This is a genomic window from Symbiobacterium turbinis (assembly GCF_055383075.1).
The window spans coordinates 2,283,376-2,306,213 of record NZ_AP042433.1 but is presented as its reverse complement, the minus strand read 5'-3'; the positions used below and the strand labels follow the sequence as shown (position 1 = coordinate 2,306,213).

Below are 22,838 nucleotides of genomic sequence, written 5' to 3'. Positions count from 1 at the left end.
GTCGGGGATGCTGTCGCTCATCATCTTTGTACCCCTGGTCTTCGCCCTCGTGATGCTTTTTGTGCCGAAGACTCAGGAGCGGCTCCTGTACTGGCTCGCGGGAATCGGTACCCTCATTCCGTTCGCGCTGGCCCTGGTGCTTGCCGCGCAGTGGCCCACCGCGGAGGTCTCCACGGCCCCCTACGCCGAAGGTATGCGCTTCGTTACCCATGTGCCGTGGATTGAGGCCATCGGCGTTCACTACACGCTGGGCGTCGACGGCTTCGGCTTCACCATGATCCTGCTCTCCACGCTGCTCTTTCCACTCGCTGTTCTGGCCTCCTACAAGTACATCAACGATCGGGTGAAGGACTACCTGATCCTGCTCCTCATCCTGGCTACCGGCACCAACGGCGTTTTCGCCACGCTGGACTTCATGCTGTTCTACGTGTTCTGGGAGATCGTCCTGCTGCCGATGTACTTCCTGATCGGCATCTGGGGCGGCGAGCGGCGCGAGTACGCGGCGATCAAGTTCTTCCTCTACACCCTGATCGGTTCGACCATCATGCTGGTCGGCGCCATCTACCTGTACGTCGTCACCGGCGTCGGCACGTTCAACCTGCTGCAGATGGCCGCCGAGACCACCCTGCTGCCGATCACCCCGCTCACCACGTTTGCGTTCTTCGCCCTGCTGATCGGCTTCGCGGTGAAGGTGCCGATGTTCCCGTTCCACACCTGGCTGCCTGACGCCCACGTCGAGGCGCCCACGCCGATCTCGATGCTGCTGGCCGGCATCCTGCTGAAGCTGGGCTCCTACGCCATGGTGCGCATCAGCCACCCGCTGCTGCCGCAGGTGGCGGAGCAGTACGCCAACCTCATCTTCGTCTTCGGCGTCATCGGCATTCTCTACGCGGCCCTGGCCGCCATGGCCCAGAAGGACTTCAAGAAGCAGGTGGCCTACTCGTCGGTCAACCACATGGGCTTCTTCATCATGGCCCTGGCCGCCGCCAGCAAGCTGGCTCCCCAGAGCCCCGAGCTGGCGCAGGTGGCCCTGCAGGGCGGGTACTTCGTCACCATTGCCCACGGGCTGATCTCGCCCCTGTTCTTCTTCGCCGTCGGCATGTTCTACGAGCGCACGCACACCCGTGACCTCACCAAGCTGGGCGGCATGTTCCTGACGGTTCCCGTCATCTCCTTCGCCACCGCCTTCGTCGCGTTCGCCAACCTGGGGCTCCCGGGCCTGGCCGGCTTCATCGGCGAGTTCATCTCGCTCACCGGCTCCTACCCGGCGTTTGGCCTGTGGGTGCTGGTGGCCGGTCTTGGCATGGTCATCACCGCCGCCTGGCACCTGGTCACCATGCGGAATGTGCTGCTGGGTGAGGCCAAGCCTGAGTACAGCGGCCTGGCGGACATCACCCTGAAGGAGAAGATCATCTTCGCCCCGCTGGCCGTGCTCATCGTGTTCTTCGGCGTCTATCCCAGGCCGGTCATGGAGGTTCTCAGGAGCTCTGTTGAAGTGCTGACGCAGGTGATGGGGCTGGGAGGGATGTAGGTTGCCGGGTGTCCTCAGTTGGAGCCAGCTCGTCAACCCGAGTTACGTGGCCATTCTTCCGCACCTGATCATCACCGCAACCCTCCTGGTCGTCATCGTCCTCGACGTCTACTTCAAGGAAAAGCGGAGCCTGGTCTGGGTGACGCTGGCCGGCGTGGTGCTGGCGATGCTCTCCATCTGGTACACCGCCAGCGACCCGAAGATTCAGGCGGCCATCGCCGGCGGGCAGCCGCTGGAGTTCTGGGGCGATATGATCATCGCCGACGGCTTCACGTTCTTCATGAACGGGGTGCTGCTGGGCATAGCCGCCCTGATCATCTTGCTGTCGACCGACTACGTCGCGAAGTTCCTGCGCGGGGCGCACATGGAGTTCTATGAGATCATCCTGGCCACCACGCTGGGCATGATGTTCATGGTCTCCTCTCGCGATCTGCTGACCATCTACATCGGGCTCGAGCTCACGTCGATCTCCTCGTATGTGCTGGCGGGCGTCCTCCGCAAGGACGCCAGGTCCAACGAGGCGGGTCTGAAGTACTTCCTCACCGGCGCCGTCGCGTCCGCAGTGCTGCTCTTCGGCCTTTCGCTGATCTTCGGCGCGACGGGCACGACCCGTCTGCCCGAGATCGCGGCCGCCCTCGCCGGCGGCAGCCACGTGGTGGCGGCGGCCGGTCCGGCGCTGACGCCCCTCCTGGTGGCGGGAATGGCCTTCATGATCGTGGGCTTTGCCTTCAAGGTGGCGGCGGTGCCGATGCACCTGTGGGCGCCCGACGTGTACGAGGGCGCGCCGACCCCGGTGACGGCCTTCTTCTCGGCCGGCCCCAAGGGCGCCGCCATGGCCGCCATCCTGCGGGTCTTCGTGGGCGGGCTGGGCGTGGCCCCGTTCACCGACAAGTGGACCCTGATGTGGGCCGCGGCCGCGGCGCTCTCCATGACCATCGGCAACCTGGTGGCCCTGCAGCAGACGAACATCAAGCGGATGATGGCGTACTCCTCCATCGCCCAGGCCGGCTACATCCTCGTGGGCGTGGCGGCTTCGGGGCTGCAGACGGCAGAAGGCATCTCCTCGGTGCTCTTCTACGTGATGGCCTACGCCGTGACCAACCTCGGCATCTTCGCCGTCCTCACCCACATGGACCAGGAGGGCGGCTGGGTGGACGTGGAGAACTACGCCGGCCTGGCCAAGCGGAACCCCCTGTACGCGTGGGCCATGCTGCTGTTCTTCGTCTCGCTGATCGGCATCCCGCCGACGGTGGGCTTCCTGGGCAAGGTCTTCCTGTTCCGGGCCGCGTCCGCGGCGGGCTACCTGTGGCTGGCGGTGCTCATGGCGGTCAACTCCGTCATCTCTGTCGGCTACTACTACCGGGTGGTCAAGGTCATGTTCCTCGACCCGTCCGATTACCCGTCCCTGCAGCGCAGCAGCGGCATCTCCGCCACCGTGGTGCTCTCCCTGATCGGCGTCGTGGCGTTCACCATCTTCGCCAACCCGTTCGTGCAGTGGACCGCCCAGTCGGCCGCGCTGCTGCAGTAGATCGAGGTGCAAGAGGGGCCGGGAGCGTGTGCTCCCGGCCCCTCTTGACGTCGTTGGCGCTGTGGGCCGCCCCCGGAGCGGAGGCTGGGCCCCGGCAAACTGCGGCCACATGTCAGCAAGCTGCCGGTCGAGGCGCAATCAACTACTGCCGCAACGCCTCAGCGATGCGCGCCACGGCCGCATCCAGCGCCTCCTCCAGCCGGTCGGGCCGGCTGCCGCCGCCCTGGGCCTGGATGGGCGAGCCGCCGCCCTTGCCGTCGAGGATAGGCAGGACCTCCTTCAGGATCTGGCCCACGTCCAGGCGCAGATCGGTGGCACGGTGCAGGATGAGCTGCGGCAGGGCGCCGCGGGTGCCGAACACGGCCACGCAGCCCGGCGCCGCCGCGACCTTGGCCGCGAGCAGCCTGAGCTCGTCCACCGGCCGGCCGCCGAAGCTCTGGCGGACCACCCGGGCCGGGCCGACCCGGCGGGCGTCGGCCAGCAACCGCTCGGCTTCCTCGGTCAGCAGGGCCTCCTGCTGGGTCCGGACCCGCTTCCGCAGGCTGTTCAGCTCCTCCTGCGTGCGGTCGGTCCACCGGGGCAGATCGGCCACCCCGATGGAGAGGCGGCGACTCAGCTCGCGGGTCATCCGGTCCAGCGCGAGATAGTCGCGCAGCGCCCGCTGGCCGGCCAGGAAGGTGACCCGCACGCCGCGCTTGTACCTCTCCCAGTTCTTGATCTTGATGAGGCCGAGCTCTCCGATGTTCCGCACGTGCGTGCCGCCGCAGGGGGACCAGTCGTAGCCCTCGATCTCGATGATGCGGATGGGTCCTTCCACGGTCGGCGGCTTGCGCAGGGGATACCGCTGCACATCCTCCGGCGCGACCAGGTGGGCGTGAACCGGCAGCCCGGAGCGGATCATCTGGTTGCAGGTCAGCTCCAGCTCCTCCGCCTGATCTGCGCTCAGGCTGTCCATGGACACATCCACCGTGCTTGCCTCGGCTCCCAGGTGCCAGCTGATGGTCTCCGCCTCGAACAGGTGCATGAAGGCGGCGGAGAGGAGGTGCTGGCCGGTGTGCTGCTCCATGTGGTCGAGCCGGCGGTTCCAGTCCACCTGGCCGACAACGGTGCCGGAGATCGGCGCGCCCACCACGTGGACGATGGCGCCGTCCGGCTCTGCGCGCACATCCAGCACGGGCGCTCCGCCCAGCGTCCCGGCGTCGCTTGGCTGTCCTCCCGACGCGGGGTAGAAACAGGTCTGGTTCAGTACCACTGCCCAGGCGTCACCGACGGGTGTACAGGAGACGACGCGTCCTTCGAACTCAGTGCGGTATGCATCTGCCTGAAACAGCTTTACCGTGCGCACCAGGCATCACCCTTCAGATCTCACTGATCCGGCACCATTTTAACACAACAGATGAAACAAGAGTGGGTGCAGGAACATCCCTGCACCGTGCTGAATCAATAAACATTCATCTCGCGCAATATCAACGGCATTATATGAGGAGGGGTTCGTGTGTTCTGGCGGGCCTGGGCCAGCAGCCTGGTCACCGGCGGCATCGTGGCAGCAGCGTTTCTCAGCAACACACCCTTCGGCCTCTATTCCCTGCTGGCCGCCGCACTGATCGCCTCCGTGCTGGGCGGGCTGTGGGTGCGGCGCACGGCGGCCGCGATGACTCCGGCCCGGACGGACGCACCGGTTGCGGCGTCCGCCGATGCCGAGGCGGAAGCAGACCGTGGGGCGGGCGAAGCCGCTTCGGCAGACACCCGCGTCGGGGCAGACGCCGCCGCGGAGGAGGGCGAGTCTGCGCAGCCGGACCTGGCCCGCGCCTGCGAGTACCTGGTGACCGAGGCGCGGCGCACCCAGGAGGCGGTGCACGAGATCTACCGCCTCACCGGCCGGGTCAACGACCTGCTCCAGCAGCTGCACCAGGCCTCACGCGACCAGCTGGACGACCTGGACCGCACCAGGGGACTGGCCCACCAGGTGGTCACGGTGTTCGAGCAGATGACCTCGGCGGCCCGCGCGGCCCGGGAGGAGGCGGCGCGCCACAGGCAGGCGGCGGAAGAGGTGCAGCGGGCCCTGGGCCAGATCGGTGAGGGAATGGAGGGCATTCGGGCGGCCACGGACGCTTCTGCCCGGGCGCTGCGGGATCTGGACGGGCAGTCCGGCGAGATCGGCGATATCGTGAAGCTGATTCAGGACGTGGCCGACCAGACCAACCTGCTCTCCCTCAATGCGGCCATTGAGGCGGCCAGGGCCGGCGAGGCCGGGCGCGGCTTTGCCGTGGTGGCCTCTGAGGTGCGTGCTCTGGCCGACCGCTCCAGGAACGCCACACGGCAGATCCAGGAGCTGGTGGCCAAGATTCAGGTCGGCACTGCCGCGGCGATGACGGCCATGCAGGAGTCGCAGGACGAGGTGAACCGGGGCGCCTCCACGGTGGAGTCGACCCGCGAGGCGATCGTGCAGGTCCTCCAGTCGTTCGAGGGGCTGACCCTGACGGTGGAGGGTTTCGGCGAGCAGGCAGAGGCCACGGCCGGCGAGATGGCGGAGCTGGTGAAGGCGGTGGAAGAGGCGACGCGCCTCGCTCACCAGAATACTGGCACCGCGGGCGAGCTCGCCGAGGCAGACTGGTTCTCACGCGCCATCCGGGAAGCCGAACAGCGGGCCGACGCGCTGGTCGCAGGCGTACAGCAAAATCTGGGTATACTACCGGAAAAGCGGCGCTGAGAGGAGAGAGCCGTTTGGACCTGAAGCAGCTCTACAGCAGCCTGAACCGGGACCCGGAGGACTATCCCCTCTTCGACCAGATCTGGCAGGTGCTCACCTTTGCCCCGTCCTGCCGCCACGCGGACGAGGAGGAGCTGGTCAGCCTGGCCGCCGACGCCTTCGACTATCTGCAGGCAACAGGCGAATGGCACACCACTACGCCCACCGGCACCACGAAGCTCCGCTATGACGGCAGGCAGCTGGAGGTCGAGGAGGACGACGGGCGCGACTACTACTACCGGAACACCTTCATCATCGGCGAGAGCGGATACGGGGGCCCGACCGTGTGAGTCGGGCCTCAAGCGCGCCCGCGGGGCGGCCTTTGGTAAAGGTGCGGAAACTGCTTGCGCCAGCCGAAGCGCCACAGGAGCCACCAGGGCAGCACGCCCAGGACGGCCAGAACCGCGCCCGGCGCGGACGCCGCCGGGCCTCCGCCGGGCGCCGAGGCTGCCTGGACCAGCCGCAGCTGCAGCGCACCGATCAGCAGGGTCGCGGCTGCAGTCTGCAGGCCGTAGAGCAGCATGTACCGGACCCGGCTCCGGGCGAGTGAGGCAGGGCGAACGTCGGCTGTGCGAAACAGGAGGTCCAGGGAGAGGTACGCCAGGAACCACTGCACTCCGTGCAGCAGCAGGGCGGGCAGCATGCCCCTCACCTCCTCGCGGGCTTTCGCAAACATCGTAGCCCGCCGCATCGGGGCTGTCCAGCGGCCGGGCGGATCCCGGTCCGCAAGATTCGCCAAAGCCACCGCGCTTTCCCGACAACGAAATGTCGCGGACGGAGAACCCGCCGCGACTTTTGTCCGTTTAAGGCAATGAGTCACAGGGAAGCGGAAGGGGGACCAAGCAGGTGTTGCAGAGCCCGGTGACGTGGGGGAGGGGCCTGCGCCTGAGGCGCACCCTGATGGACGGCAAGCTGATGGACCGCAGCGGGCTGGATGAGGTGAATCTGCGCAGGGCGCGGCGGGCGTTTCAGGAGCGCTGGATGCGCACGCCCCCGCACGAGCGGCGCCGCCTGGCGGAGGCCGGCACGGTCGACCGGTTTGCACTCGTGATCGACACGCTGCGGTCGGCCTGGTCGTCGGAGGTGTGGCGGCTGTGGCTGCGGTACCTGGAGCATACCGACGCAGAGATCGACGAGATGGTGGCGGGAGAGTACCCCATCTCGCCCTACATGATGCGGGTGAACAGCGCCCTCCTGGGCGTGACCGTCGACTTCCTCGCTGCCGGCTGCTGGCCAGCGGAGGATGTCCACGGGCCTGACATCGACGTGTGCCCGACGTACAACTTCACCCACGCCTGAACCGTTGCCGGCATCCTTTGCAGACGGCCACCGGAAAAGGTGGCCGTTTCTTCATGGCGAAGAAAAGAAAGGTGAAGGGGTGAAGCATATGTTGGAAGGGATTCGGGAGTTCGCTCGCGCACTGAAGGCGTCGCGCTATGCGGTGGCCCTGACCGGGGCCGGCGCCTCCACCGAGTCCGGACTGCCGGACTTCCGGTCCAAGACCGGGCTCTGGAAGGGAATCGACCCGGTGTCGCTCATCTCGATGAGCGCCCTCAGGCAGCGGCCGGTGGAGTTCTACCAGTTCTACCGGATGCGCTTTTCGCACCTGTGGGGCGCCCAGCCCAACCCCGTTCACAAGGTTCTGGCCGCGCTGCAGCGGGAGGGGCTGCTGAAGCGGCTGATCACGCAAAACGTGGACGGCCTGCACCAGGCTGCAGGTTCGCCGGACGTCATCGAACTGCACGGCTCGCTCCGGGAGTGTGCGTGCCTGAGCTGCGGCCGCACGTTCCCCAGCCAGCTGATCGACGTACCGGTGGAGACGGCGGAAGACATTCCCCGCTGTCCGGAATGTGGCGGCATCCTGAAGCCCGGCGTGGTCCTGTTCGAGGAGGCCCTGCCCCCGGATGCGATTGAAGAGGCGTTTGACGCCGCCATGAAGGCCGACCTGTTCCTGGTGGTGGGCTCCTCGCTGGAGGTGGGGCCGGCCAACCAGCTTCCGGCGGTGGCCGTGCAGCAGGGCGGGGATCTCGCGATCTTCAACCTCACGCCCACCTTCCTGGACTCGCGGGCGCGCTGGATCTTCCGGGAGAAGGCGGGGCAGGCATTGACCGCGCTCGCGGAGGAGTTGGGGATCTCGGTATGAGGTCGAAATTCAAAGCAAGAGGGAAGTAGCGGGAGCAGCGCGCGGCAAAGGTGCAATTTTGGCAGCCCAACATAGTTGTCAGACACCAGATATGGTGGTAAAGTATGACGTGCAATCACTAGATATGGGGGTTGCACCATGAAGTGTCCGTTCTGCGGAGGTGAGTCACGCGTCATCGAATCACGCCCCGCTGCCGATGAGGAGGCCGTGCGAAGGCGCAGGGAGTGCCTTGCCTGCGGGCGGCGCTTTACCACCATGGAGCGGGTGGAAGTGCCGCCGCTGATCGTGGTGAAGAAGGACGGCCGCCGAGAGCGCTTCAACCGGGACAAGCTGCTCACCGGCGTCCTGAAAGCCTGCGAGAAGCGGCCGGTGCCGCTGGAAGTGATCGAGAAGCTGGCCGACGACATCGAGCGGGATCTGCGCTCCTCGCTGGACCAGGAGGTCCCTTCGGTGGTCATCGGCGAGCGGGTGATGGAGAAGCTGCGCCACATCGATGGCGTTGCCTATGTGAGGTTTGCCTCGGTCTACAGGGAGTTCAAGGACATCAACGAGTTCCGGGAGCAGCTGGAACAGCTGTTGACGTCCCGCTGAGGCGGGCCTGCGCCGCGCCGAGGGTTCGCGCGCGGCCCGCGGCAATCTACCTAGGGGGGGCCCCGACTTGGAACTGACTCATATTGCGAAGACCGTACTGGAAAAGCGGTACCTGCGGATGAAGGAAGACGGCACCCGGGAGACGCCGGATGAGATGCTGCGCCGTGTGGCCGGCGTCATCGCCGCTATCGAGGCAAAGTACGGTGCGAGCAAGAAAGAGGTTCGGGCGGTTGAGCAGCGGTTCTATGAGCTGATGGACCGCCAGGACTTCATGCCCAACAGCCCGACGTTCACCGGCGCCGGGACGGCCCTGGGCCAGCTGTCGGCCTGTTTTGTCCTGCCTGTGGGGGACTCCCTGCCGGAGATCTACGAGACGATGAAACACGCCGCCCTGATCCACCAGACAGGTGGGGGCACTGGCTTTGCCTTCTCCCGCCTGCGCCCGGCCGGCGACAAGGTGCGCTCCAGCCAGGGCGTCGCCTCGGGGCCTGTGTCCTTCCTGCGGGTCTACAACGCCTCCACCGAGGCGATCAAGCAGGGCGGCACCCGCCGCGGCGCCAACATGGGCATCCTGCGGGTGGACCACCCGGACATCCTGGAGTTCATCGAGTCGAAGGCCGATACCAGCCAGATCACCAACTTCAACATCTCGGTGGGCATCACCGATGCCTTCATGGCCGCCCTGGAGGCCGGCACCGAGTACGAGCTGATCAACCCGCGCAACGGCGAGGTTACCGGGAAGCTCTCCGCCAAGCTGGTCTGGGACAAGCTGGTGGAGAACGCGTGGAAGACGGGCGAGCCCGGCATCGTGTTCATCGATAGAATTAACAGGCGTAATCCCAACAATCATGTGGAAGTTATAGAAGCAACTAACCCGTGCGGCGAACAGCCGCTTCCGCCCTACGGCTCCTGCAATCTGGGCCACGTCAACCTGGCCAACTTCGTGAAGAACCCGTATACCGCCGAGCCGGAGGTGGACTGGGAGCGGCTGGGCGAGGTCGTCCGCGCCGCCACCCACTTCCTGGACAACGTCATCGACGCCAACAAGTACCCGCTGCCCGAGATCGCCGACAAGGCCCAGCGCGACCGGCGCATCGGCCTGGGGGTGATGGGCTGGGCGGAGATGCTGGTGCAGATGGGCCTGCCCTACGATTCCGAAGAGGCGGTGGCCCTGGGCAACCAGGTGATGACCTTCGTCAAGCAGAAGGCGCTGGAGGAGTCCATGGCGCTGGCCGAGAAGCGGGGCGCCTACCCGGAGTGGGAGGGCAGCCAGTGGCACAAGGCCGGGCTGAAGGTGCGCAACGCCACGCTGACCACGGTGGCCCCCACCGGCACGACCTCGCTTATGGCCGCCCGGCCGGACCTGCCCTGCTCCGGCGGCATCGAGCCGAAGTACGCGCTGGTGTTCACCCGCAACCAGGCGGGCGCCCTGATGCTGGACGTCGACGGCCAGTTCGCCTCGATCGCCCGTCAGGAGGGCTGGTACTCCGATGAGCTGATGCAGCAGGTGGCGGAGCGGGGCACCGCCCGGGGCGTTGCCGGGGTGCCGGAGAAGTGGCAGCGGATCTTCGCCACCTCCCACGACATCGCCCCGGAGTGGCACGTGCGCATGCAGGCGGCCTTCCAGGGAGGCGACGACGTCCCGGTGCACCGGCAGCCGGTGGACGCGGCGGTGTCGAAGACGATCAACTTCCCGCACCACGCCACCGTGGAGGACGTGGCCAAGGCGTACGACCTGGCCTGGAAGCTGGGGCTGAAGGGGCTCACCGTCTACCGCGACGGCTCCCGGGCGTCGCAGGTGCTCACCACCGGCGACAAGACCGGCAAGCAGCAGGAGGCCGGGCAGGCCCAGGCCGCCCCGCAGGGTCCGTCGATCCGGCCCCGTCCGACCGAGGCGGTGGGCAAGATGTTTGTCGTGCCCACGCACTTCGGCAAGATGACGCTCGACGTGCACATGGACGACGAGGGCGAGCCCTTCGAGATCATCGTGAACGTGGGCGCCGTGGGCTCCGACCTGATGGCCGACGCCGTCGGCATGGGCATGCTGGTCTCCAAGATGCTCCGCCTGCGATCTGACGTGCCGGTGCGGGAGCGCATCGAGATCGTCATTGACACGCTGAAGAACATCGGCGGCTCCGGCTCGTACGGGTTCGGCCCGAACCGGGTCACTTCCCTGGCCTCCGCCATCGCCAAGGGGCTGCAGCGCTTCCTGGCCTGGAAGGACGCCAACGGCAAGCTCGCACAGGTCCCCGCCGAGCAGGCTCCGCCGCCTCAGGCGCAGATGATGGGCGCCCAGGTAGATACCCCGGTCGATCCGTGCCCGGAGTGCGGCTCCTTCGCCCTGGCCATCGGGGAGGGCTGCGCCACCTGCCACAACTGCGGGTATTCCAAGTGCAGCTAGTCTCATAGGACGTATGTGGGAACAACGGCCCGGCGCTGGTGCCGGGCCGTCTGTTTGGTCGCAAGCACTGGTGACGCATTACCCGACGCCTGGTCGGTACTGGGACCGGAGTTGCTGCCGCTCACCGATCCGTTCAGAGTCGCGTCCTATGGCTCGCATGGACTTCATGGAACCTGAGCCGGCCCCGGATCGTCCTTTTCGTGAAAAGATCGCAATACTGTTGCGACTGGGAGGGTTAGCGGTGCCTCGCCCTTCTGCAAACTTGGGCGGGTTCTGGCGAGAACCGTTGAGGGGGATGACGCGTGCGGTTAGGATTGCGATTCTGGATGGTCGTCTTGATCGCGGTCGCCGTTGGAACGGGGATAGGATGGATCTATACACATCCGCCCCTGCGCAGCACCGGCTTGTCGGAGCGATACACAGGAGACAAGACGCTGGCCTACGGCATCGACCTGCAGAACACGGGGCGGTGGTCTCTCCGGCTGACCGGAGTTCGCGTCAACGGTGAAAACTGGGAGTACCCCCGAGCGATGGCTGTGGCCAATTTCACCGATACCCACCTCGCCGGAAACGCGGCGATCGATCTCGATGCGAACGGCCACAAGCTGAAGACAGGGCCGGTAAGGGGATGGGAGATAGAGCCCCGGCAGCGCGTTCTGGAAAAAGGAGAAGGAAGCTACGGACTTCGTCTGGACTGGGAGGGTATGCCTTCGGAACAGACCGAAGTCATCATCTACTACCGATACCTTGGTCTGCCCTTGCGACACGCTGTAACGTCGATATGGGCAATACCCTGACCGGACGCGAACCCCGCCGAGACCATTCGGCCCTGCCGGGTGCGGCGGCACATCCGGAACGGACAAAGGGCTGTCCCGCCGGAGCGATCAGCTCCCGGGACAGCCCTTCTGCACTGCCTATCCTACTCCTCGCCGGGGACCTCGTCCTCAGCAGGTGCCTCCTCGTCAGCAGCAGCCTCCTCCTCAGCGTCGGCCTCCTCGTCAGCAGCAGGCTCCTTCTCGGCGGCCTCCTCGTCAACAGCAGCCTCCTCGTCGGCAGGGGCCACGTAATCGGAGGTGGTCACCAGAACCGTGCGGGATTCGGCGTCGAAGTCAACAGCGAAGCCGAACACATCGGCCAGGTCGCGCAGCTTGAAGTAGTTGTAGCCGCCGATGTTGTAGGTGTAGGCGGTGGAGGGAGTGCCGTTGAACAGGGCCGGATGGGGGGACGGCACGCAAGTGTCGCTCAGGTCCTCATCGCTCTTCTCCAGCTCGCCGCCCACCGGCTCATACGGCTCGCCGGCAACGGCCGTGACCAGACCCTTCTCCTCGTCCCAGGCCACGGAGAACTGGTTCGCCGTGCCGTTCAGGGCCATCGCGATATCCCGCAGCTTGTAGTAGTTGTACCCATCCACGTTGTACGCCTGGGCGTCCACCTGCTTGCCGTTGACGATCAGGACCCAGTCGGAGAGGACGCAGTACTCAAACTCGGGAGTGTCGGCAGGCTGGATGACCTCGTCCTCGGCGGCCTCCTCCTCAGCAGCAGGCTCCTCCTCGACAGCCTCCTCCTCAGCAGCAGGGGCCGCTACGGCGAAACTGACCCGGACCTCGTCCCCCAGGGTGCTGCCGTTGTTGGCCGTGACGTCGGCGCCGATGACGAGTTCATAGTCGCCCTCGGCCAGCGCTTCGCTCGGCGTGACGGTGTAGACCGACTTGTCGGCCTGCGCCACGGCGGCGTCGACTTCGGTCTCACCCGCGTACAGCTTGATCAGCGCCGCGTTGGCTTCGAAGTTGTCCGTCATGCCGCGGTCGAAGGTGATCTCGATAACAGCCTCGGGGGCCACCGTGGCGCCGTCCAGATCCATGCCGTCCACCTGAACCGACACGACGCTGAGCGGGCTCTTGCCACCGCCACCACCGCCGCCGCCACCTTCGCCGGCGGCGAACGCCGTGGTGGAAAGGGCCAGAACCATCAACAGCGACAGCAGAAACCGGAACGACAGTCTGCTCTTCCTCAACCGTACCACTCCTTTGAATATAGTCTACGGACTAATTATAGCAGGGAAAACTCATCAAGCCCTATCCTTTTTGCGTATCAAAGCGATCGCGGCCACACCCACCACTGCGGCGCCGACGACCGCATACACGGCAACGCGGTTCTGCCGGCTCACAGCGTTACCTGCCACGCCTGCGGCCTCACTCGCGCTCAGAGCCGGCGGCGCCGCGCCGGCTGAGGCCGACTCGAACGGGGACGCGTCGGAACCGGGCTCGGGCTCATCTGCCGGCTCACCTGCGGGCGTCTCCGCCGGAGATGCATCCGTAGCCGGTTCTTCCGCAGAAGCCCCTTCCTCACCCTCTTCCCCACGCGGTTCGTTCATCGCGGCCTCATCCGCAGGGGTCTCCCCGGCTGGCTGCTGTTCCGTCGCAGCCTCATCCTCGGGAGGTTCATCCGCCCCAGCCGCAGATGCCTCGCCGGCCACGGTGAAGCGAATGGCGATGTCCCGGTCCAGGGAGGTGCCGTTCTTGGCCGTGAGGCCGCTTTCGATCACCAGCGTGTAGTCCCCCGGCTGCAGGCCGGACGCTGTCAGGTCGACCAGCCGCTTGCAGGTCGGATCCACCTGGTCGTCCCCCATGTGGACCTCCAGGGGATGGCGCTCGCCGCTCTCGTCGTACAGGGAGAAGCGGCCCATGTTGTTCTGACGCACGGAGAAATGGACCACGTTCTTGTTGAACTCGAGGTGGACGGTGAGCGTATCACCTTCGATCACCGCCCCGTCCGCCAGCGAACTGTTCACCACGGTAATCGGGTCACTGCGGTTTTCGCCGGAACCCGAGCCGCCACCGGAGCCGTTTCCGGCCATGGCGAGGGCGGAGCCTCCCAGCATCAGGGCCAGTGCGATGATCACCGAGAGCCATCTGTTCACGTTCATCCATCCCTTCGGAGGCATGTAAAGCTGTCCGCCGTCCACCGGCGCCAGCGGCAGTTGTAGCAGGTCACCGGCTCGTCGAAGAAGCACTCCTCCTCGTCATCACGCTGAAACCGGCCGCAGGCCAGGGCCGCCCGGGCGGCCAGCTCCGGCGCCTCATCGCCGTGCCGGAAATGCCTCGTGCCGTCCGCCATGTTTTCCCACATGGGGTCTAACCTCACTTCTTCGTCTTCTCCCGGCGCAGCTTCGGCTTCGGCTCCCAGTGGTCCCCGTGCCAGATGAGCAGCGCCGTGACCTTGTGGTTCCGGTACACCGCCTTGGTCTGCTCCCGGAAGATCAGCGGCTCGTCGTCGGCCACGGGCTCGCCGTCCGCCTCCCGCACCGCCTGGCCGAAGCCGTACTTGCGGCAGAACTCGCCCACCGTCAGCCGCTCGCCCGGCGTCTCGGGGTGGATCTTGCCCTTTACCCGGCCGTCGCTGCCGTCCAGGCGCAGGGCCGCCCCGGCCAGGGCGCCGATGATGCCGATGCCCGTCCCACCGTGTTCTGAAAGCCAGACCTTGCCGGGATAGCGGGCGGCTGTCTGCCAGGCGGCCTCCTTCGTCAGGACCTCCGCCTTCGCCCGGCGGCCGTACTCCATCAGTGGGCCGGCGTCCTGGAGCTCATCGGGCAGCAGCAGGCACAGGCCCGGATCGGAGCCCTGGGCGGCATGGTGGCTCAGGTAGTCGCCGGCAAAGCGGGCGACGGCCTCGGGGTCATCTAGCGCGACCTCGGTGCACATGGCGCTGTTGTGCGAGGTATAGGGGATGTCCTCGTGAACGAAGAGCTGGTGCCGCGTGACGAAGCTCCCCGTGCCCAGCCCCGCCGCCTTCAGCGCGGCGCACAGGTTCTCCAGGAGCTTTCCCGTGCCGATGCTTTCCAGATTGTCCGTGTCGTCAATACAGAGATAGGCCCTCATCTGTACGTCGCTCCTTACTTATCGGGGCGGTTCTTCTTGGGCGTGCGGATGCCGTCGCCCTGCAGCACGGCCCGGGCGGTCGCGTCATCCATGTCGTAGTCGAAGAACGTCTCGTAGAAGTGCTTCATCTCCGCCACGATGTCGATGTCGAACCGGTCCGGGTACAGCAGCTCGGCCAGCCAGAGGATGGCCAGCGGCGTTTCGACGCTGTTGGGGTGGCCCCACCGGGTCACGCCCACGGGAATCTGGTACACCCGGCCGTCCCGCACGGCGCGCAGTCCGGCCCACTTCTCGTCGGTCAGGATGTAGTCGTCGACCCCCGGCTCGTTGGCGATGATCACGTCGGGATCCCACACGTAGATCTGCTCCAGCGTGGTGTAGGCGTGGTCGCCTTTCATCTCCAACTCTGCATCCAGCGAGACGTTGATGGCGCGGGTGACGGCGATCCAGTCCGCCGGCACGCTGCCGGGATAGTCGGTGCGCACCGCCTCGTTCACGGAATGGTAGAGACGGGGCAGCTCGTCCCCGGGGATGTCGGCCACGCCCCCGGCCACCCGGTCAATAGCCTCCTGATACCAGGCGACATAGGCCTCGGCTTCCTCTGTCTCACCCAGGGCCTCGCCGATCACGCGGGCGGCCGCCATCTGGCCGGCCATGTCCGTGAAGGCGATGACCACGTAGGGGATGTCCAGCGCTTCCAGCTTGGCCCGTTCGTCAGGATTGTGGTAGATCTCCGGGTCGACGAAGATGAGGTCCACGTTCAGCCGCAGGATTTCCTCCGCGTTCATGGAGCCGCTGCTCTTCACACTCACGGAGTTCTCCAGCGCGGGCTCCATGGCATGGATCAAGAGGTCGCGCTTGACCGCGTTGGTGGTGGCCGGCATCCGGTCGCCCCATCCGTAGAGCACCACCATGGGCCCGGCGAAGGGGCTCAGGGTGGCCACGGCCTTCGGTTCGGCCGGAACCTCCACGCTGCGGCCGAGCGTGTCCACGACGGTGCGCGTGTCGCTGCCGGCGGGGGACTTTCCGCCGCAGGCGGCGAGCGGGACCGCCAGGCAGCAGAGCAGCAGCAGAGCAATCAGTTTCTTTCTCACTTTATCGTCCTCCGCAGCGAGATGGAGCGGATGGCCCGCCCCTGTTCATCGATGTCGGTCACGATGCGTGCCTTCACCCCGTACACCTGCTCCAGCGCGGCCTCGGTAATCACCTCCTCCGGATCGCCGTAGGCGAAGATGGTTCCGTCCTTGAACATGGCTGCCCGGGTCTCGGTGCCCAGGCCGGCGAAGTAGAAAGCGTGTTCCGGCGAGTGGGTCGCCATCAGCACCGAGATCCGCTCCTTGGCCACCAGCGAGGCGATGGTCTCCAGGAAGAGCAGTTCGTTCCGGTAGTCCAGGTGTGCGGTGGGCTCGTCCATGAGGATGAGCCGGGTCTGCTGCCCGAGCGCCCGGGCCAGCAGCACCAGCTTGATCTCGCCGCCGGACAGGCGGGAGTAGGGCTGGTCGGCGAAGCGATCGACGCCCACCCGCCGCATCGCGGCCAGGCAGACCGCTTCGTCCTCCTCGTCAGGCTCGCCGAACAGGCCGGTGTAGGCCGTGCGCCCCAGCATGACCACCTCGCGGACCGTGTAGGGGAAGTGGACGTCGTGGATCTGCGGGACGTAAGCGATCTCGGACGCGATCTCGTGCCGCTTGTAGGCGTGCAGCGGCTTGCCCAGCAGGGTGATCGAGCCCTGGTCCGGCCTGTGAATCGCCATGATGTTGTCCAGCAGCGTGGTCTTGCCGCAGCCGTTGGGCCCCATCAGGCAGACGATCTGTCCTGCCGGAACCGAAAAGCTCACGTCCCGGAAGACCTGCCGCCTGCCGTAGGAGAACGCCAGGTTTTCCACTCGCAGGAGCTCGCTCATCGCCAGGCGCCCCCCTTCGTCTTCTTCAGCAAGTAGATGAAGAAGGGCGTGCCCACCAGCGACGTCAGGATGCTCAGCGGGACCTCGGACGTCGTGATGTTGCGCGAGATCAGGTCAGTGAGGACCAGGAAGCAGGCCCCGAGCGACATGCTCACGGGCACCAGTCGGGTGTTGTTGTTGCCCACGAGCATGCGGCCGATGTGGGGAATCACCAGGCCGATCCAGCCGATCGAGCCGCTGATGCACACCGCTGACGCGGTGCTCAGCGTGGCGCCGCCGATGATCAGGAACTTGTAGAGCCTGGTGTCCACGCCCAGGGCCAGCGCCTCGCGCTCACCCATGGACAGGGCGTTGATCTTCCAACGGCAGAGCCAGACCAGGAACATACCTGCCGCCATGGGGAGCACGGCGACCAGGTGGGTGTAGCCCACCGAGGCCAGGGAGCCCATCATCCAGAAGGTGATGGCCGGCAACTGGGTGTAGGGGTTGGCGAGGTACTTCAGCAGCGAGGTCAGGGACCCGAAGAGCGAGGAGATGATCACGCCGCCGAGCACGAGCGTCACCGTGGGCGATGAGCCGTACACCCGCCCGGCCAGGGCGCTCATCACCACAGCCAGGATGGCGAAGGCGAAGGCAAAGATGTAGCTGTAAACCCCGCCGCCCATCAGCACGATGGCCAGCGCGGCGCCGAAGGCCGCGCCGTTGTTGACGCCCAGGATGCCGGAGTTGACCAGCGGGTTCCGGAAAACCCCCTGGAACGCGGTGCCGGCTACGGCCAGCGACGCGCCCACAAAGGCCGCCGCGACGGCGCGGGGGAGGCGCAGGTACCAGATGACGGTGAGCACCTCGATGGATCCGCGGCCCAGCAGGGCGCCCCACACCCCGCTGAAGCTGACCGCGTAGCGCCCGACGAACAGCGTGAGGAGGATGCACAGCAGGGGGCCCAGAATGAGCAGCAGCTTACCGGCTATCCTGGGAGATGTCTGACGGATGATCATACGCGCCTCCTCTGCCGCGATGCTCCGTTCAGCATCACGCCAGAAATATAAAAAGGTGGTCGTGTTTTCCGAGAACGGTCACACAGGCGCACCGGCTCAGTATCTCAGGGTATGAATTGTTCGCATCAAAAGCATTGCCTCTCTGATTGTAACATGGCGGGTGCAGTTGTGCGAACCCACCGATAGGGCTACCCGAGTACTACTCAACACCGGCTGCTGGTCCTTACTGCCCGCAACTTCGGTGCGTTGGCCGGCGTTATGGCAGGTGAAGGTGTCCAGATGCAGGTTTGAACAGAGGAGGGGGCCTCCCATGAGAATCGCAGCGCTCTTGCTTGCGCTGGTCGTGCTGGTGGGCTGCAGTTCGCCCAGCCGCTTGCCCGGTGGGGAAGTTGCAGACGAGTCTGCGGCGGTGAATCAACCCGCTGGCCCGATCGGTGAACGGACGCCGGAACCCCCGGCCGGGGTCGCTGACGCGGATGGGCCGGACTCGCCCGGGGGGGCCGCCGGTGCCGCGCCGGGGCGCGACTGGGATGAACGGGCGCGCAGGGCGGACGAGCGGCTGGCCGAGCTGCGCCAGGAGCTGAGCTACCCCATCTTTGTCCCCACGCAGGTTCCGGAAGGACTACATCCGCTCATGCCGACTCACCAGGACCGGCTGGTGAGGATCGTCTACGTCGACGATGACCTTCAGGCGGAGTTGAGCGTTGCCGCCGGCCCGGCAGGGTGCTGCATCGATGCCGATCCGCGCAAGATGGTCGGCGGTGGCACGCCCATCCGCGACGGCCGTGAGGCGCGCTTCATCCCCAACCAGCCGGAGTTCGGGGGGAACATCGTGTGGTGGAACGAGGACGGGGCCTACATCGCGCTGTCCGGGCCGCACTTGACCCAGGAGGACCTGTTCGCCATCGCCGAATCCATGTCGCCGACTGCGCTGCTGAGCGGCCCCGGCGGGGAGGACGAGGCGGCATCGACTCCTCCCGACGTCTACCCGCCCGATTTTCGCACGCAGATCGCCGAAGTCGACGCCGTCATCGATGCGTTCCTGGCGAAGGATGTCGACCGCCTGGTGTCCTGCGATATGCTGGAATGTGAAGAAGACGCAGAAGGCGCGCTGGCACCGCGTGTGACGTGGGGATCGTGCCAGGTCAACAACACCTGGACGGGCCGGGATACCGTCCGCAGCCTCGCGGAGAACTGGGTGGGGGGATCCCGGTGGCTTTACGCCGCCTACCGGGTGCACGGCATCGGCGACTGGGCCTATTTCGTGCAGTTTGCGGAGTACCGCCACGATCATGGAGCCAAGGCAGCCGTTCTGAACGAGGATGGCCGGATCCTGCAGCTCTGGATGGGCTGCGGCGCGCCGCTGGATATGCCTGCCGACCATTACGAACCGATCGCCCCGCCTCGGGTTGGCCGGTAATCGCCCGCGCTGCTTGCCTTGTGTGGCGGCCTGGAAGCGGCAGGCGGGGCGAAGTCTGTCGCCATGGCCGTAATTGATCGAACCTTCCGGCGCCTCTGGGCGGTCTAAGAGTGTGAGAGGGATGGCTGCACAGACCCGTAAGGGGAAGGGAGGCGAAGGGAATGCGTTCGTGGGGACTTCATCTCCTCGTCATCTGTGGCGGGGTGGCCCTGGTTTGCGTGGCGGGGTCGCTCCAGCAGCTGGTCGTCAATCCGCGCACCCTCACACACTCGTGGGGCTACTTCTTCCTGGCAGGCGCCCTCCAGGTGCTGGCCGGCCTCCTGGTCCTGGCGCCGATCCTCTGGGCGCGGCTGCGGAGACAGGACTTCGCTCGGCCGCAGTGGGGGCTGACCATCCTGTACCTGGCCGCTGGGCTCCTGCTGGTGAGCGCACTGCCCCTTCAGGTGGCGCTGTACAGGGCGGGACTGTCGGCGGCAGGGCACTGGCTGAGCCCGCTGGCCTCGGGAGCCGCCCTTCGCATGTTCGGCGCGTTCCTCATCGCTGTTGGGGTGCTCCATGCGTTTGGCTCGCAGCCGAGGCCCAACGAGAATCCCGCCGAGCGGTGAAGGGGGCCAATCGGAAGGTTCGTTGCTGCATGTCGGCCCTGGGCGAGATGCATCGCCCAGGGCCGACCACGATTCCGGCGTCGCTCTGTGGGAACCGCATCCAATCGATCCAGCGGTGGTCACGGAGGAGGTCATCCGTGAGGCGGTGTCCCACCTCGGTGAATCCGAGTACAGGGGTGAGTTTGAAGTCTGGAACACGCGGCTGGTCACTGAATCCCTTCGCGTGGGAGTAGGCGAAGCAAAGGTGGAGCAGCTCCAGCGGCAGTTGGAACTGCTCCACAGCTTGTTCGGAGCAACGACTGTACACGCGGGGTTACGATGACGGCGCCGGGCGTCCGCGCCGGTGCAGCAGGTATGCCAGAAGGCCCAGGAAGGAGAACAGGTAAGTCGCCAGGGCCCAGGTCGGCGCCCAGGGATCCCGTCTCCGGTGGCCGTCCCGCCACACCCATATGGCAGCACACAGGTTGAAGAGCAGGATCGTGATGTTGATGACCGTGAAGACCATGCGGCGCCTCACCTCGTGCTGCCGCATGAATGCCTGCAAGGGCGGATGGTGCGCTCTTTCAACGCTTCAACCACCCCGCGCAGAGGCGTGGCGTCCGCCAACTACGGCCGATTTCGACTTCGCTATCGGGCGAAGTGGAAATCGGCCGCACTTCGTGTCCCGCGGCCGTCTCCTTCAGACCTCAACCACATGGCAGCGGTCCGCGGCGCCGGCGAGTTGCGGCGGATTTCGACTTCGCTTGCGTACCAAGTGGAAATCGGCCGCACTTCGTGCCCCACAGCCGACTCCCTCAGCCTTCAACCACACGGCAGCGGTCCGCGGCGCCGGCGAGTTGCGGCGGATTTCGATTTCGCTTGCGTACCAAGTGGAATTCGGCCGCACTTCGCGCCCCGCGGCCGACTCCCCCAGCCTTCAACCACACGGCAGCGGTCCGCGGCGCCGGCGAACTGCGGCGGGTTTCGACTTCGCTTGCGTACCAAGTGGAAATCGGCCGCACTTCGTGCCCCACAGCCGACTCCCTCAGCCTTCAACCACACGGCAGCGGTCCGCGGCGCCGGCGAGTTGCGGCGGATTTCGATTTCGCCCCGAGAGCAAGTGGAATTCGGCCGCACTTCGCGCCCTGTGCCCGATTCCGTCACGCCTCCGGGAAGAATGTGCACTCGCTCCTGCCCCCTCGGTGCACATCTTGCCCGCTCACCGGTCCCGAGGGCAGTTGCCAGTCTCGCCGCGGGGCCCTTGGCGCCGCCCTACCCGCCGATCTGGCGCGTCTCGGGTCCCGTTCCGGGCAGAATGTGCACCCTCAGCCCCCGCCCCAGCGCACATTTTGCCCGTTCCGTGACCGCAGCCCCTGCCGGTGACATTGTCGTGAGGTCCATCGTATTAGCCGCCCCGCACGCTGCCTGATGCCATGTCGCCACAGCACCCGTCCTGCCACCACCACCCATATCCCAAAACTCACTGCACGATCCCTTGACTCCGCAAGAAGTCCCGCGCCACCTCCTGCACGCTCTCCCCCAGCACCTCCACCCGGTAGTTCAGCTCCCGCATCGCCTCGTCCGAGAGCGTGCCGGCGAGCAGGTTCACCGCCTCCATGAGCCCCGGGTTCTTCGCCACGGTGTCCTGCCGGATGATCATCCCGCCGTTGTAGGGCGGGAAGAAGCGCTTGTCGTCCTCCAAGATCACCAGGCCGAACGCGCGCAGCTTTCCGTCGGTCGCGTAGGCGTCCATCACGTGGATCTCGCCCGACTGAATCGCGGTGTAGCGCAGCCCGGCGGTCATGGTGCTGACGCTCTTGAACTGGTACCCGTAGGTCTCCACCATCGGCTGGTAGCCGTCCACCGCCCGGCCCATGAACTCGTTGGTGGTGCCGAAGACGAACCGGGGGCTGTGCGGGGCAAGGTCGGACGCGGTGCGGATGCCGTACTGCGCCGCCAGGTCCTCGGGCATGGCCAGGGCGTAGGTGTTGTTGAAACCGAACGGCTCAGACCAGGTGAGCCCGAACTTCTCCTCAAACTCCCGCCTGACCTGGTCGTACACCGCCGCCGGGTCGGTGACGGGCTCGGTGTGGCCCAGGTGGATGGCGTAGGCGGTGCCGTCGTACTCCGGGTACATGTCGAGGCTGCCGCTGCGCAGCCCGTCGAAGTTCACCTTCGTGCCGCCCAGGTTCAGCTTCCGCACCACCCGGATGTCGGTGCGGGCCTCGATGGTCTGCGCGACCATCTCGCTCAGCAGGATCGACTCCGTGAAGTCCTTTGAGCCGATCGTAACCACGCCCTCCCGTGGGCCGGCGCCGCCGGCGGCCGACATGGCCACCAGCGACACTGCCGCGAAGGCGCCGATGGTCGCCCACTGGCGCAACCGCCGGCCGCCCCGCCGGGCTCCGCCGGGCATGAGCCCGGCGGGGGTGAGCAGCACCTCCAGCGCGCCGATGGCCCGGTCGGCCAGGACCGCCAGCACCGCCGCCGGGACCGCGCCGGCCAGGATCATCTTGTTCTGGACCCGGTCGATGCCCGCGAAGATCTCCTGCCCCAGTCCGCCGGCCCCGGCCAGCGACATCATCGTGGCCGTGCCCACCGCGACCACCGTGGCCAGGCGCACCCCGACCAGGATTACCGGCAGGGCCAGGGGGATCTCCACCCGGGTCAGGATCTGCCACCCGGTCATGCCCATGCCGCGGGCGGCCTCGATTACCCCGGGCTGCACCTGGGAGATGCCCGTGTAGGTGCCCCGCACGATGGGCAGCAGGCAGTAGAAGAAGAGCACCGTGATGCCCGTCCAGCGGGTGAGCCCCAGGAAGATCATGACGAAGCCGATGAAGGCCAGCGCCGGGATGGTCTGGAAGACTGCGGTGGTACCGACCAGCGGACCGGCCACGGCGGGGTACCGGCTGGCGAGGATGCCCAGGACGACGCCCACCACCAGGGCCCCCAGCACCGCGATCAGGGCGATCTGCAGATGCTGGCCCGTGAGTTCCAGCAGGTGGCGCCAGTTCTCGGCCATGTAGCGCAGGGTCTCGATGGCGGTCGCCTCCAAACATCAAGGGTCGGGAAGGGTCGGGAAGGGTCGGGCACAGGCGCAGGGTCAGGC

At 66.4% G+C, this 22,838-nt stretch carries 22 protein-coding genes; 11 read left to right on the top strand and 11 right to left on the bottom strand.

Features of this window, described 5'->3' with window-relative positions; translation table 11 throughout:
* Positions 1-7 precede the first annotated feature (7 nt).
* Together ACZ45O_RS10965 and ACZ45O_RS10960 are read left to right on the top strand one after the other, a co-directional pair.
* Positions 8-1,531 carry a complex I subunit 4 family protein gene (locus ACZ45O_RS10965; protein ID WP_464852949.1) on the top strand — a complete coding sequence of 508 codons (1,524 nt, stop codon included), beginning with the start codon at positions 8-10 and terminating at the stop codon, positions 1,529-1,531.
* A gap of 1 nt (position 1,532) precedes the next feature.
* Positions 1,533-3,059 carry an NADH-quinone oxidoreductase subunit N gene (locus ACZ45O_RS10960; RefSeq protein ID WP_464852948.1) on the top strand — a complete coding sequence of 509 codons (1,527 nt, stop codon included), beginning with the start codon at positions 1,533-1,535 and terminating at the stop codon, positions 3,057-3,059.
* 142 nt (positions 3,060-3,201) lie between these two features.
* Here ACZ45O_RS10960 and ACZ45O_RS10955 read toward each other — a convergent pair whose 3' ends face one another.
* Positions 3,202-4,404 (bottom strand): alanyl-tRNA editing protein, encoded by a 1,203-nt coding sequence (locus ACZ45O_RS10955; RefSeq protein ID WP_464852947.1) that lies wholly within the window; start codon positions 4,402-4,404, stop codon positions 3,202-3,204.
* A 150-nt stretch (positions 4,405-4,554) separates the two neighbouring features.
* On the opposite strand from ACZ45O_RS10955, the gene ACZ45O_RS10950 reads away from it, so the two are divergent.
* Complete coding sequence (locus tag ACZ45O_RS10950; RefSeq protein ID WP_464852945.1) at positions 4,555-5,769, top strand: methyl-accepting chemotaxis protein; 1,215 nt, start codon at positions 4,555-4,557, stop codon at positions 5,767-5,769.
* A 14-nt stretch (positions 5,770-5,783) separates the two neighbouring features.
* The gene (locus ACZ45O_RS10945; RefSeq protein ID WP_464852943.1) at positions 5,784-6,098 is read left to right on the top strand and encodes a hypothetical protein; all 315 of its coding nucleotides are present in this window, start codon (positions 5,784-5,786) and stop codon (positions 6,096-6,098) included.
* A gap of 8 nt (positions 6,099-6,106) precedes the next feature.
* On the opposite strand, the gene ACZ45O_RS10940 is transcribed toward ACZ45O_RS10945, so the two are convergent.
* Complete coding sequence (locus ACZ45O_RS10940; protein ID WP_464852941.1) at positions 6,107-6,451, bottom strand: hypothetical protein; 345 nt, start codon at positions 6,449-6,451, stop codon at positions 6,107-6,109.
* A 203-nt stretch (positions 6,452-6,654) separates the two neighbouring features.
* On the opposite strand from ACZ45O_RS10940, the gene ACZ45O_RS10935 reads away from it, so the two are divergent.
* The 5 genes from ACZ45O_RS10935 (at position 6,655) to ACZ45O_RS10915 (ending at position 11,740) form a co-directional block, all read left to right on the top strand.
* A complete protein-coding gene (locus ACZ45O_RS10935) occupies positions 6,655-7,107 on the top strand; it encodes a hypothetical protein (RefSeq protein WP_464852939.1) in 453 nt (150 codons plus the stop codon).
* An 88-nt stretch (positions 7,108-7,195) separates the two neighbouring features.
* Complete coding sequence (locus tag ACZ45O_RS10930) at positions 7,196-7,951, top strand: SIR2 family NAD-dependent protein deacylase (protein ID WP_464852938.1); 756 nt, start codon at positions 7,196-7,198, stop codon at positions 7,949-7,951.
* A 138-nt stretch (positions 7,952-8,089) separates the two neighbouring features.
* Positions 8,090-8,542, top strand: coding sequence for a transcriptional regulator NrdR (gene nrdR / locus ACZ45O_RS10925; RefSeq protein WP_464852937.1), 453 nt, complete (start codon positions 8,090-8,092; stop codon positions 8,540-8,542).
* A gap of 67 nt (positions 8,543-8,609) precedes the next feature.
* The gene (locus tag ACZ45O_RS10920; RefSeq protein WP_464852935.1) at positions 8,610-10,943 is read left to right on the top strand and encodes a vitamin B12-dependent ribonucleotide reductase; all 2,334 of its coding nucleotides are present in this window, start codon (positions 8,610-8,612) and stop codon (positions 10,941-10,943) included.
* Between the two features lie 326 nt (positions 10,944-11,269).
* Positions 11,270-11,740 (top strand): hypothetical protein, encoded by a 471-nt coding sequence (locus ACZ45O_RS10915; protein ID WP_464846516.1) that lies wholly within the window; start codon positions 11,270-11,272, stop codon positions 11,738-11,740.
* A gap of 122 nt (positions 11,741-11,862) precedes the next feature.
* Here the strand turns inward: ACZ45O_RS10915 and ACZ45O_RS10910 are convergent, their stop codons facing one another.
* From ACZ45O_RS10910 to ACZ45O_RS10880, 7 genes are read right to left on the bottom strand one after another with little or no spacing between them, the layout of a single operon-like run.
* A complete protein-coding gene (locus ACZ45O_RS10910; RefSeq protein ID WP_464852933.1) occupies positions 11,863-12,957 on the bottom strand; it encodes an Ig-like domain-containing protein in 1,095 nt (364 codons plus the stop codon).
* A gap of 54 nt (positions 12,958-13,011) precedes the next feature.
* The gene (locus ACZ45O_RS10905) at positions 13,012-13,863 is read right to left on the bottom strand and encodes a hypothetical protein (protein WP_464852931.1); all 852 of its coding nucleotides are present in this window, start codon (positions 13,861-13,863) and stop codon (positions 13,012-13,014) included.
* 2 nt (positions 13,864-13,865) lie between these two features.
* The gene (locus ACZ45O_RS10900) at positions 13,866-14,072 is read right to left on the bottom strand and encodes a hypothetical protein (protein WP_464852929.1); all 207 of its coding nucleotides are present in this window, start codon (positions 14,070-14,072) and stop codon (positions 13,866-13,868) included.
* A gap of 11 nt (positions 14,073-14,083) precedes the next feature.
* Positions 14,084-14,821 carry a hypothetical protein gene (locus ACZ45O_RS10895; RefSeq protein WP_464852927.1) on the bottom strand — a complete coding sequence of 246 codons (738 nt, stop codon included), beginning with the start codon at positions 14,819-14,821 and terminating at the stop codon, positions 14,084-14,086.
* A 14-nt stretch (positions 14,822-14,835) separates the two neighbouring features.
* The gene (locus tag ACZ45O_RS10890; RefSeq protein ID WP_464852926.1) at positions 14,836-15,915 is read right to left on the bottom strand and encodes an ABC transporter substrate-binding protein; all 1,080 of its coding nucleotides are present in this window, start codon (positions 15,913-15,915) and stop codon (positions 14,836-14,838) included.
* A complete protein-coding gene (locus ACZ45O_RS10885; RefSeq protein ID WP_464852924.1) occupies positions 15,912-16,724 on the bottom strand; it encodes an ABC transporter ATP-binding protein in 813 nt (270 codons plus the stop codon). The genes ACZ45O_RS10890 and ACZ45O_RS10885 overlap by 4 nt, the downstream gene beginning before the upstream one ends.
* Entirely contained in the window at positions 16,721-17,722 is a 1,002-nt protein-coding gene (locus ACZ45O_RS10880; RefSeq protein WP_464846500.1) for a FecCD family ABC transporter permease, read from the bottom strand. The genes ACZ45O_RS10885 and ACZ45O_RS10880 overlap by 4 nt, the downstream gene beginning before the upstream one ends.
* Positions 17,723-18,032: 310 nt before the next feature.
* Here ACZ45O_RS10880 and ACZ45O_RS10875 point away from each other — a divergent pair, with 310 nt between their 5' ends.
* Both ACZ45O_RS10875 and ACZ45O_RS10870 read left to right on the top strand, forming a co-directional pair.
* Positions 18,033-19,142, top strand: a complete 1,110-nt coding sequence (locus ACZ45O_RS10875) for a hypothetical protein (protein WP_464852923.1) — start codon at positions 18,033-18,035, stop codon at positions 19,140-19,142.
* 161 nt (positions 19,143-19,303) lie between these two features.
* Complete coding sequence (locus ACZ45O_RS10870) at positions 19,304-19,747, top strand: hypothetical protein (protein ID WP_464846496.1); 444 nt, start codon at positions 19,304-19,306, stop codon at positions 19,745-19,747.
* Positions 19,748-20,060: 313 nt separating this feature from the next.
* Here ACZ45O_RS10870 and ACZ45O_RS10865 read toward each other — a convergent pair whose 3' ends face one another.
* Positions 20,061-20,291, bottom strand: a complete 231-nt coding sequence (locus tag ACZ45O_RS10865; protein WP_464852922.1) for a hypothetical protein — start codon at positions 20,289-20,291, stop codon at positions 20,061-20,063.
* 915 nt (positions 20,292-21,206) lie between these two features.
* Positions 21,207-22,784: a glycine betaine ABC transporter substrate-binding protein gene (locus ACZ45O_RS10860; RefSeq protein WP_464852921.1), complete on the bottom strand. Its 1,578-nt coding sequence runs from the start codon at positions 22,782-22,784 to the stop codon at positions 21,207-21,209.
* Positions 22,785-22,838 lie beyond the last annotated feature (54 nt).